8 protein-coding genes are annotated in these 11,695 nt (G+C 34.9%); 4 read left to right on the top strand and 4 right to left on the bottom strand.

All coding sequences use genetic code 11. From position 1 onward, the window contains the following. Positions 1–3,086 (bottom strand): hypothetical protein (locus BT156_RS17670; protein WP_139255511.1); only part of this gene is annotated, 3,086 nt, incomplete at its 3' end. A 7-nt stretch (positions 3,087–3,093) separates the two neighbouring features. Beyond that, on the bottom strand, positions 3,094–4,638 hold the full coding sequence (locus BT156_RS17665) for a T9SS type A sorting domain-containing protein (protein WP_072412118.1): 1,545 nt from the start codon (positions 4,636–4,638) through the stop codon (positions 3,094–3,096). Between the two features lie 638 nt (positions 4,639–5,276). Here BT156_RS17665 and BT156_RS17660 point away from each other — a divergent pair. From BT156_RS17660 to BT156_RS17645, 4 genes are all read left to right on the top strand, one after another. Continuing rightward, positions 5,277–6,050 carry a hypothetical protein gene (locus tag BT156_RS17660; RefSeq protein WP_072412116.1) on the top strand — a complete coding sequence of 258 codons (774 nt, stop codon included), beginning with the start codon at positions 5,277–5,279 and terminating at the stop codon, positions 6,048–6,050. A gap of 337 nt (positions 6,051–6,387) precedes the next feature. Beyond that, on the top strand, positions 6,388–8,037 hold the full coding sequence (locus BT156_RS17655) for an ABC1 kinase family protein (protein WP_072412113.1): 1,650 nt from the start codon (positions 6,388–6,390) through the stop codon (positions 8,035–8,037). A 150-nt stretch (positions 8,038–8,187) separates the two neighbouring features. Beyond that, complete coding sequence (locus BT156_RS17650) at positions 8,188–8,688, top strand: hypothetical protein (protein WP_072412111.1); 501 nt, start codon at positions 8,188–8,190, stop codon at positions 8,686–8,688. A 134-nt stretch (positions 8,689–8,822) separates the two neighbouring features. Further along, entirely contained in the window at positions 8,823–10,175 is a 1,353-nt protein-coding gene (locus BT156_RS17645) for a DEAD/DEAH box helicase (protein ID WP_072412109.1), read from the top strand. A 30-nt stretch (positions 10,176–10,205) separates the two neighbouring features. On the opposite strand, the gene BT156_RS17640 is transcribed toward BT156_RS17645, so the two are convergent. Both BT156_RS17640 and BT156_RS17635 read right to left on the bottom strand, forming a co-directional pair. Then, entirely contained in the window at positions 10,206–10,643 is a 438-nt protein-coding gene (locus BT156_RS17640; RefSeq protein WP_072412107.1) for a lipocalin family protein, read from the bottom strand. An 88-nt stretch (positions 10,644–10,731) separates the two neighbouring features. Then, positions 10,732–11,694, bottom strand: coding sequence for a tetratricopeptide repeat protein (locus BT156_RS17635; protein WP_083582389.1), 963 nt, complete (start codon positions 11,692–11,694; stop codon positions 10,732–10,734). Between the last annotated feature and the right edge of the window lies 1 nt (position 11,695).

The raw sequence follows: 11,695 nt of genomic DNA, 5'->3' as shown, positions 1-11,695 counted from the left end.
TCATTATTTGGAGCTGCTAAAGCATCGGTATTGGATGCATTAACAATACTGTCAATCATAGACTGCTGAATATCGGATAGTTTTGCTCCCTCTATTTTTGCAATAGGCTGAGTGTTGTTATACCCCCAGATAATCGTTGTAGAAATACCGTCTTTTGTGGTGTACTGTTGTAAGTTGCCTTTTGAATCGTACTTGTCATAAGTCACTTCGGTGGATGGAGTATTTTGTAGATCTGTGGAAAGTACAGTATAAGGTAATACCAACCCTGAAGTTTTCACATCTGCTTCTGATTGACTTATTGGATAGATAGTTTCTGTTTTTGATAAAGTTTTAGTAGTGGTTCCTATAGTTTTTGTCGTGGTTGTTTCCAATGGAATTCCTATCATGTTTTTTGAGATCATTAACTGGTTGCCTTTTTCGTACGAGTAGCTGTAAGAGGTTTCATTAACTTCTGAATTGGGGAAGGTTGTTGTTGCCTGATTCATAAGATTGATTGGCTTTTGAATATTATCAATAGAATAATCATTGTTTACTTTTGTAGTGATGGTGCTTCCGTTGATATAGTCTTTCGTTACCATCTCATCCAGTAAGAATATTCCCGATTCAATGGGCGTAGTTTTCATCAATATAGAAGTATAATAGGGAGCACCGAATTTGTTTATGGTATAAATTGCCATTACACCGGATGGAACGATCTGTGTTGAGTTAGTTGAAGTATAATCAGCTGATAATGCATTTTTAAAATAATGCGGAGTATAGGTATAGATCGTTTCCCTCAACGGACTTGTTCCGTTCTGTCCGTAGCTGGTCTCATTAAGTAGATTTTTATTAATGAACTGGTAAGGGTTGAATCCGCCAATATGAGTAATGTTTAAAGGGTAGTCTACATATCCGAATTGATATACTTTTTTGCCTTTTCCAAGGGTGTGTTCTGTCACATATTCATAATTAACCGCATCTTTGCCTGATAAACTGGAGTTAACAGCCTGATCTGCGCTTAGCGCATATGGACTGCAAAGAATATCAGAGTTGTATCCTGTATTCCTTATAGCTTTATATACGGATTTTACAAATTCCAGAGGAGATGCAAAATGAGCAGAAGATCTGTTACCGGCAAGAGTAGGATTATTATATTCAAATTGTCTTTTGGTGTACGTTGTTGAGCCGTCAAAATCTTCAATACTTTTTATTCTGATTCCTCCTACAGGATTATTCTGATTATTTTTCCGGATATATTTTACTTTATATACTCTTAATGAGACAGAACAGTTTCCTGTTCGTACAGTTCTTATCCTTTTAGGTGCTTGCGGATGTAGAAAGAACTTTTGATCTGTTAGTTGTCCCGCCATATCAGGACCACTGAAAGAGGCTAGATTTTTCCATTGATTGTTTATAAACTCATCAATATAAGCAAATCCCATACTGCTACCGTTTTCAGGAATCTGATCAGAAATCTGGTTAGAGCATGAATTACCGAATTCTACTCTCAGTTCTTCATCAGCACTTGACTGGTCTACACCGAACACAAAATTCTCATTTTGAGGAGTGATCATAGAGATCTGATCATATTCATTCTGAGTGTTTGTATAATAATTATCAATTGTTCCGAGTTCAATTTCTTGTCTTTGGGGAATTAGCAATTCATCCCAAATGGTGTTATTTTCATAAATAAACGCAGAAGAGCCACCAGTCGGGTAATGTACTTTTTTTAAAATATATGCCTGAGAATAATCTGAATATACATTTCGGTCACCTCCCTTTTCGTAGCTGACATTAAAATAATTCATGTTAGGAATAAGGGTTGGATTTGATTTTCCATTATAATATCCCCATATATCCTGACTGAAACTGCCGGTTCCCACACCATAATTTTCATTATAATCGAAGGAATATTTATTGTTTTCCAGAATATTATCTACTCTTGTTAATTTTAATCTGTAGTCTCTATAATCTGAATTTGTTCCGGAACTGAAATAAGTGTGTACAAATTTATAGTTTCTGATAGTATTTCCGGCAGAATTATTTACAATCACCTGATCTAGTGCATACGTGTTTTGTACACCAACAGGGCTGAGATCCTTTCTTCCTGAAATGCTGTCAATAGTAGTTTTATAATTAAATGTTACAGTTTCATTGCCATACTTGATTTCTGTTAACAGAATATCCATATATCTGTTGGTGGTAGTATTGTGTACGTCTTTTACGGCAGGTCTGCAAGGAGGATCATATCCTTCTATGGGGGCATAGACATCTTCATAACTATGAGTAACAGTCTGATAAGACATTAGTTTTTCATATTTAAAATTAACTTCTTCTCCATTTAGAAGTGTGATCTTTTCCAGAAAAAAAGAAGATGGAGAAGATTCTACAGACATTCCTGAAGATGAAGAAACTGAATTCCCGACCCTTAAAATATATTTAATTCCTTTTGGATCAATAATTTGAAATTTATGATCTGTTTCAGAATATGAAATTTTCACATTTTCATAGGGGATGGTATGAAAATTACCATTAGAATCTTTTACGAAGGATCCGGAAACTGTAGGCAGGTTATAATGAAAAATATCCGGTTGTGTATCTAAGGTGCCATCTGCCAATGCCTGTAATTTGGTACGGATCTCCACGGGTAATGATTCTAAATTTACCTCAGAATATTGATAATTACTCAGATCATTAGAAAACCAGGTAGTGTTGTTGATAAGGTCACTTTTACCATGTTGTTCAACACTGATGCTGTTGGGTATGGCTAAAGACCAGCCCAATCCCGCAACCCCGGAAGTTTCATCTACTTTTATTCCTCCAGTATTGTATGTTAAACCAATAGGAATAGACACCCCGTATTTGGTATTTAATGTATGGATAGGTATAGAAACGTTCAGTTTTCCGGTTCTATAATCTACAGGAAAATCTCCGGCTTTAAAAATACTGTATGTCTCGGGAGTAGCAGGAGTAATCTTATTGATATTATTGTCACTTCCCACTGATTGTTGCCCGTAATAGTTTCCGGAAATCATGAAAAATGAAACTGCATATTTTAGCAGTAATATCTTATTATGCTCCATTTGAATCGTTAAATATTTTCTCATCGGTGTTTTATTTTTTAATAATTTTAGCACTAGCCGTTTTATTCGTATCAGTCTTAACAGTAACCAAATAAGCTCCCTGAATCAACGGCTGAGTATTGATTTTCGTAACCTTATTTTTTGTTTTCAAACTTTGGAGTTGTCTTCCTGACATATCGTACAAAATAATTTCTGCATCTTTAAACTCGAAACCAATTTCTACATAAGTGTAATCTGATACAGGATTTGGATAAATCTTCATGTCCTGTTTTACAATTAATTGATCGATTTGCTTGTCTCCAAGCTTAATAATCTTCCAATTTTCTTTTCCAAGTTCCTCAGCACTCGTTCCTGCTAAAATAATTGAACCGTCTCTGTTTAGTTTTATATCAGATAGTCTTTCTTCTTTCTTTCGAGACTCACCCTGAACATGTTTTCGCCATTGTTCATTACCGTTTTGATCTAAATACAGCATCCAAAACTTCTCATCATCAGCTTCAATTCTTCCTTCTGCCTGAGTATATCCGCCTAGTAAAAACCCTTTTGAAGTTTTATCGTCTGAACCATGTAAAACACTCATTCCCATCAAAATATCTCTGTTTTTGAAATTGTAGGATTTTTGCCAAAGTTCATCTCCTTTTTCATTCAAAGAGATTAACCATAGATCCGTACCTTCTTCAATCCCAACGGTTTTGTTTCCTGAACGTTCAGATCTGGATTCTCCACCAATCACGTAGCCATCCGAAGTCAATGCCATTGTTCTCAAATGATCGTCACCTTTACCACCAAAGTTCTTTTCCCATTCAATTTTTCCGTCTTTACTAAGTTTAATGATCCAATAATCTCCTTCGCCAAAGTTTTCAGTCTTTTTTGAACCTCCTGCATTACTTCTGGAATAGATCCCTAACAAGGCACCGCCATCTTTTGTTGGAATCATCTTTTCAACCTCGTCTGATCCTTTTCCTCCAAATATAGATTGTGAGAGTTCTTTTCCGTTTTTGTCTAATTTTATAATTAAAACATCCTTAGAACCGTAACCTTTAGCTGAATTCTGAACATTTCCGGCTACAAAAAATCCCAAATCTGTTGTCTGAATAACTGATCTTGCTTCTTCATCTGCGTTTGATCCAATAGTTTTTTGCCAAAGTTCATCTCCAAATTCATTCAGTCTGATTAACCAGATGTCACTTCCGCCCTTAGAATCGTCTTTTTTATCCAGACTTTTGCCCGAATACGTGGTGCTTACTACAGCAAATCCTCCATCTTGTGTTCCGACAGTTGACGAAAGAAAATCATGATTATTTCCTACAAAGAATTTCTCCCAGATTTGTTCACCTTGTTGGTTAAGTTTTACCAAATGTAGGTCGTAACCATTATTCTGCTTACTGCCTCCGGCCTGAAGCTTATCGCCTTGAATGCTGCTTCCTGTAATTAAATACTGTTGATCTATAGTTGTGGTGACTTGGCTTAAAAAATCCTGAGTACTGGATTTAATGTCCCTTTGCCAGATCATTTCCTGAGCGCTTACACTCAGAGATGCACATAATAAAAGTGCGGTAAAATAATTTTTCTTCATGGGCATTTGATTTTTTTAATTGTTTTCAAATTTATAAACTGTTGTGTTGTGGAAAATGTGGCTTTCCATATTTTCCTTTTTTAAGGGTATATTTATTATTGATCTGCTTCAAAATTAACCCTCAGACACGACAAACCCTGTCGTATTATATAGGGATGCATTTTTTTACTCATAGGTTGGAAATTAATTGATAAAACAAAAGGCACGGAGCAAAAATCAATCTGTATTAGAGGCACCGCGAAGAGCCCAACAACCAGAAAGAATTTGCCCGTGCCCATATAGGATACACGGGCGTAAGCTTATCACTTTAGGGCTGTTTTGAAAATTCGCGGTTTTCTAATACCTAATTGATAGCTTACGCTTTTGTTTTTGTTAAAATCTGCTGCGAAGATAAAAATATTTTTTAAAAATTTTTAAAGAATTTGTTGGCGGCTAAAGACCTGTTTAATCGTCTTTTTAAGTTAAATAATGTATTTGATTGAATTTATTAATGCAATTTAAGCTTGCGTATTGACAGAATCATATTTTTAATATATATCTATTTATATTTTTCAATATGTTAAATTTCTATATTTTTATTTGCTATATATATGATGATTTGTAAATTTGTTTGTATTAATCATAATTATTTATTTGATATGGAATCAAAAAATCAAAGCACAAACTCTAAAACAGCTAAAAGCTCTCCAAGCGAAACAGGACATGCAAAAAATGCAGCTAATTTTCAGAGTCTCATTTCTTTTTGTATAGGATTCGGAGCTACTTATAACCCTATAAAAGACAGTCTAAAAGTTACAAGTTTACAGGATCTTTTGCTGAACGTACAGAATAAACTCGGCAATACTAAGGCTAAGAAAACAGGCTTCGATAATGCAACCAATAACCGTAAAAATGCTTTTACAGATGTAAGATCTCTTTCCACCAAAATAGTAAACGCGTACGCTGTGTCCGGAGCGGATCAGCTTGGGATCAATAATATAAAGTCTGTGAATAGAAAAATTCAGGGCGCGCCATCAAAAAAAAGCACTGCACAGGCAAAGGATCAAGAGCCGGAAACCAAACAAATTTCCAATTCTCAACAGTCATATGACAAAATGGTTGATCATTTTTCCGGAATCATAGAGATTTTAACGCAAAATCCATCTTACAGTCCCAACGAAAACGACCTGAAAATTGCAGCCTTACAGGAAAAGTTGCTGGATATGAAAACAAAAAACGCAGAGCTTATAGATTCATACACCCAATACAGCAACGCGATGCTGGAAAGAAATCAGATAATGTACAACCCATTATCCGGACTTTTGCAGACAGCAAAAGAAGTTAAATTGTATGTGAAAAGTGTTTTCGGAGCATCCAGTCCACAATATAAACAAATCAGCGGGATAGAGTTCAAAGTTCGTAAGGGAGATTAATAATGTAGCGATGTCTATTTAAATATAAACATTGGTGGATTAAATAATAGCGTTGGCGAATTCAAAATTCCTGTTGGCGGTTATAATATAAACATTGGCAGATTCAGTATTAGCGATGGCGGTTATAATATTCAGGCTGGCGATTACAGTGTAAGCATTGGCGGATTAAATAATAGCAATGGCAAGTACAGTACGAGCAATGGCAGCTTCAATACTTGCGTTGGCAGTAGTAATACTGCAGATGACCGTTACAATATTCATAAAGACCTATAAAAATAAAGAATAGGAATAATTTTTGGAGTTACTTTGCAACTCCATTTTTTATTGAAAATAGAATATGTTCGACAAACAGCAAAGAAAATTTAAGAGATCCGCGAGATTAATTTCCGTATTAAGTAAATATGGTTTTAAAGATATGCTCGCAAGAATGAACGGGAACAACAGACAGGAAGAAGACTCCTCAGGTTCAGACGAGATCATTTCAAAAGGAACAGTGTATGAAAGGATAAGACTGGTGCTGGAAGAACTCGGCCCCACTTTTGTAAAACTTGGACAGACATTCAGCAACAGGGAAGACCTTCTTCCGCCGGAATTGGTGCAGGAACTTCAGAAACTGCAGGACAAGGTTGATACAGTCGACATGAATGTGCAGGAAATTCTTGAAAATGAGTTTAATATTTCGGTTAAAGATCATTTTCTTGAGGTTCAGAAGCACCCTTTGGCAACAGCCTCTATCGCTCAGGTTTACAAAGCAACTTTATTGAATGGCGATGAAGTTATTTTAAAAATAAAAAAAGCTGATGTTCAGACCGTTATTGAAGATGATCTCCTCCTGATCAAAGATCTCGAAAAACTGATTTCATCATATTCTGAGATAGGAGAGAAGCTTAATTTGAAACAGGCAATTTCAACATTCGAAAGATCATTATTAGAGGAAGTTTCTTTAATTAATGAAAAGAATAATATTCTGCAGTTTGCCCGGAACTTTAAAAATAATAAAGAAACATACGTTCCGAAGATCTACGAAGAATTTTCCAACAATAATGTTCTTTGTATGGAATTCATTGACGGAATAAAAGTAACCGATAAAGCCGGATTGCTGGCCCATAATATAGATCCTGTAAAAATATCGGAAGTTGGTTTACGTTTATTTGTATCTCAGATCCTGGATTACGGATTTTTCCATGCCGATCCTCACGCAGGAAATATTTTAGTTAAAAAAGACGGTAAAGTTGTTTTTATTGATTTTGGCGCTGTAGGAAAAATTCAACCGAACGATAAAGAAATCCTTGAAAGTTTAATTGTAAGCTTTGTAGCAAAAAATGCTCATAAGATCGTACGGTCTCTCAAAAAGATGGCCATAAGCTATGAGATTCCTGATGAAAGAAGATTTGAAAATGATGTGGAAGATATTCTGAATTTCGTTCACAGTACTTCTTTAAAAGAGATCGATCCGCAGGCGATTATTAATAAAATGAAAGACGTCTTAAAAGATAACCGTCTCTATATGCCGGATTATTTCTATCTTTTATTCAAAGGAATTGGTTTAATAGAAGGGGTAGGACGTACCATCAACCCTGATCTGGATATCGTTAAAAGTCTTAATCCGTACACGAAAAAAATTCTCACCAAAAAGATCAGCCCAAAGAATATCCTCAAAAACGGAATGGATACAATGATGAATTTCGCAGATAATATTGATGAAATTCCGAAAGAGCTTCGTTCTGTTCTTCAAAAATTAGATGAAAATAAATTCACCGTTTCAAGTGAAATTAAGAATATTGAAAAGACCAATCAAATCATCAAGTCAAGTATTGTCAATTTGATTTTAACGATGGTTTTGGGAGCAAATATTATTGCAACAGCGATTGTTTTTGTCTCAGAATCCGGCCCTAGAATAGGGGAGATATCATTGGTTGCTTTGCTGGGATTTATTTTTTCAATAGTATTGGTGATTATAATTTTGTTGAGAATTACTCGGAAATAATTTAAAAACAAACACAACATTGTCATTGCGAAGAACGAAGTGACGAAGCAATCTCAACGAAGCCTTTAATAACGTTGTAGAGATTCCTCCGGAATGATAAACTTTGCATTAAGAATTAAGTTTAAATAAAATTCAGGAAAAATTAAAGCCATGAAAAGATTAATCCTATTGGTTCTCACATTTTGCAGTTGCCTAGTTTTCGCCCAGAAAAGTGAAGGTATTCTAGGCGATTACGACGGGAACGGAACAAAAGAATATGCCTATACCAAAGTCAGCGACTGCAGTGATGAGTGCGACGGAAAATGCGAAACCGTCATTTACTTTAGTGATAAAAAGATAAAATCATTGACTATTTCACCCGCTAACGACGGAACATTATACAATCTAAAAGATTTAAATAACGATGGAAAAGACGACATCGGTTTTTATCCGAACTGGTGTACAAGCTGCTGGCATCCATTATATGTGTATACGTTGAGTAAAAATGTTTGGAAACCTCTGGTATCACCTATTTCTACACACTGTTCGCAATGGGAAGACGAAAAATTTCCTATTAAAAAAGATCCCAAAAAGAAAGGAAATGTAATTATTACAACAAGCGTCTGGAAGGATGATGATATTAAAGTGATCAGTAAAAGTATTAAGCTTTAGTTGTTTTTGGTTTGAAGCTAGAAGTCTGAAGTGGGAGTTAAGTAAATAGATAAATTTTTAATGGTAAACTTCCATTTTCCATCTTCCAACTCCCATCCTTATACATAAATAAATTAATTGCCTATCTTTGCAAAATGGATAAAATAACTTTTGCAGATTTTGATTTACCGGTTAAAGTTCTAGATGTTTTAGCAGACCTGGAATTGTTTGAACCAACGCCTATTCAGGAAAAGAGTATAGGACCTATACTTTCCGGAAGAGATGTAATGGGAATTGCACAGACGGGTACCGGAAAAACATTAGCTTATCTGCTGCCTGTTCTTAAAACCTGGAAATATAACAAAACCGGAAATCCAACGGTGGTTGTTTTAGTTCCTACAAGAGAATTAGTGGTTCAGGTAACTGAAATTGTTGAAAAATTAACGGAAAATATTACTGCAAGAGTTATCGGAATTTACGGTGGAAAAAATATCAATACGCAGAAGCTTTTATTTAACAATGGCTGTGATATTTTAGTAGGAACTCCGGGAAGAATTATGGATTTAGCGATTGATAATGCTATTTCTCTGAGAGAAGTTCAGAAACTGATCATTGATGAATTTGATGAAATGCTTAACTTAGGTTTCAGACCGCAGTTGACGCATATTTTCGAAATGATGAGAGACAAGAGACAAAACATTCTTTTCTCTGCAACCATGACAGATGCTGTGGATGAAATGCTGGCTCAGTATTTTGCGGGTCCTATCGAGATTTCATTGGCAAAATCCGGAACTCCGCTTGAAAAAATTGAACAGACTGCCTATAAAGTTGAAAACTTCAATACGAAGATCAATTTGTTGGAGCATTTATTGAAATCAGACGCAGATATGTCTAAGGTCTTGATTTTCGCTAATAATAAAAAGCATTCAGATTTATTATTCACTAAAATTGATGAGCTTTTCCCTGAACAGTTTGATGTAATTCACTCAAACAAATCTCAAAACTACAGATTGAAGGCGATGAAACGCTTTGAAAATGAAGAAATCAGAGGTTTGATTACAACGGACGTTATGGCGAGAGGTTTGGATATTTCAAATATTACCCACGTAATCAATTTTGAAATTCCTGAGGTTCCGGAACAGTATATTCACAGAATCGGTAGAACGGGTAGAGCAGATAAAGACGGTAAAGCGATTTCTTTTGTTGTTAAAAAAGAAGAGCGCCCTGTTTTAGACATCGAATTATTGATGGACAGAGAATTAAAATTTGTTGATTTCCCGGAAGGAGTTAAAATTAATCCTAAAAAGATCATTTCAGAAGAAGATGTGATCGTCATGAAAAATCCTGCACAGGCAAAACTGTTTGATGGAGGAGGAGCTTTCCATGAGAAAAAGGATAAAAATAAAAAAGAAAACTGGGGCGGACCGTCAAAAAGAAAGGAACCCAAGAAATTTGGAGCCAACAGAGCGCAACAAAAAGCGATCTCAAAATCCAAAAGAAAGAAATAAACAAAAAGCTCCCAATTTTGGGAGCTTTTATTATTTTGTAAGGACGAGTATCATATGGTCTTCAATGTTGTCATCATTAAATTGTCCATAATCAATAACGATTTGAATTTCGTTTGAAGTATGCTTAGCCACATCATAGCTATCTCCGTCAATAACGATCTTTTTGTTGCCCATATCATATGAATATGGTGCCGTCTGTGATCCGAAATCTGTACAGCCATTTGAATCATTCTCAAAAGTATGACTCGTCAACTGATTATTTGCATTGAAATCATAAGTACTCTTTTGGTTGCAGGTAGAAGCCATTTCAGTAGAAATTATATTTCCGTTACTTCCTGAGATTTTTAAAGTTTTTGAGGGTTTCCATACTCCGACAATATTTACCGAGTTGTCATCATCATCATCATTGTTGCTACACGAACTGAATACAAAAGCCGCAGAAACAGCTAGAAATAAGATTTTCTTCATGGTTAGTTTAATTTTTTAAAGTTCACAAAGAAATGAAAAATTTTCTATTGCTTCAAAATATTTACTTGATTGTTTAGGAGCTTTTCGTTTAATCAAACTGCATATTGTTTTTTTTCAAAATTTCTTTAAATTTTTCAGTTTTGCCTTTTTCTTTCATACTTTTATAAATAGATGACATTACGGATTCTGCATCTGTTCTGTAGGGAGATTTTTGATCATTATAAATTCTGTAAGCTTTACATATATAATCTAATGCTTTTTCATCATCTTTTATGCTTGTAAAATATACCTGACCTATTCCATAATAAACTTCAGGATCTCCGGGATATACTTTATCCAAATCTAAATAGGCATCAATTGATTTTTGAAACTCCTTTTTATAAATATAAATTATGGCTATGTTTTGAAGCGGCATTTTACCTTTAGGATCTATCTCGAGAGATTTTTTATAGGCATTCAGAGCTTTATCATATTCACCGATTCTTCTGTAATTGATTCCTAGAGCATCCCATGCATAAATAAATTTCGGGTCTATTTCTACAGCCTTCTCAGAATTTTCAATAGCTTCTTTCCAGTCTTCTTTTTTTGAGGCATCAATTGCTTTTCTGTAAAATTCCAGTGCCGTTGCATCTTTTGATAATCCTTCAGTTTTAGTTTCTATTACCTGAGTTGCTTTTTTTACACTTTCGCAATTTCTCATCAGATAACGTTCAAGCTCATTGTAGCTGTCAATGTATTGCTGAGATTTTTTATTCGTATTGAAGTTTAGATTAATTTGTTTTTTTCCGTTCACTTCGGGAGCAGTCTTTGCTAAATCTTCTGCACTTGAAAGAAGAGATGAAATTTGCAATGCTCCGGTATATTTGTCGATACAGCCGTGCACATCTTGCAAAATATCCTTTTTATCCCGATTGAATAATGTGATTGAATCTGCACATTGACAAGCTTTTTCTGAAAGTTCCTTCAATACTTCCTTTTTGGTGTCTTTCTGAGCAAACATCAAAGAACAGATGAAAATAGGAATTAAAATGGTTAGTCGTTTTTTTATCATG

This window comes from Chryseobacterium limigenitum (assembly GCF_900114875.1).
In the GTDB taxonomy this organism is placed as follows: domain Bacteria; phylum Bacteroidota; class Bacteroidia; order Flavobacteriales; family Weeksellaceae; genus Chryseobacterium; species Chryseobacterium limigenitum.
The sequence above is the reverse complement of the archived record's forward strand: the minus strand, read 5'-3'. Positions and strand labels throughout refer to the sequence as shown.

What these genes read in the sequence shown, in the direction of transcription:
- BT156_RS17640 (WP_072412107.1), bottom strand. Translation starts at nt 10,643, where the DNA reads ATGAAGAAAATCTTATTTCTAGCTGTTTCTGCGGCTTTTGTATTCAGT.
- BT156_RS17635 (WP_083582389.1), bottom strand. Translation starts at nt 11,694, where the DNA reads ATGATAAAAAAACGACTAACCATTTTAATTCCTATTTTCATCTGTTCT.
- BT156_RS17660 (WP_072412116.1), top strand. Translation starts at nt 5,277, where the DNA reads ATGGAATCAAAAAATCAAAGCACAAACTCTAAAACAGCTAAAAGCTCT.
- BT156_RS17650 (WP_072412111.1), top strand. Translation starts at nt 8,188, where the DNA reads ATGAAAAGATTAATCCTATTGGTTCTCACATTTTGCAGTTGCCTAGTT.
- BT156_RS17665 (WP_072412118.1), bottom strand. Translation starts at nt 4,638, where the DNA reads ATGAAGAAAAATTATTTTACCGCACTTTTATTATGTGCATCTCTGAGT.
- BT156_RS17655 (WP_072412113.1), top strand. Translation starts at nt 6,388, where the DNA reads ATGTTCGACAAACAGCAAAGAAAATTTAAGAGATCCGCGAGATTAATT.
- BT156_RS17645 (WP_072412109.1), top strand. Translation starts at nt 8,823, where the DNA reads ATGGATAAAATAACTTTTGCAGATTTTGATTTACCGGTTAAAGTTCTA.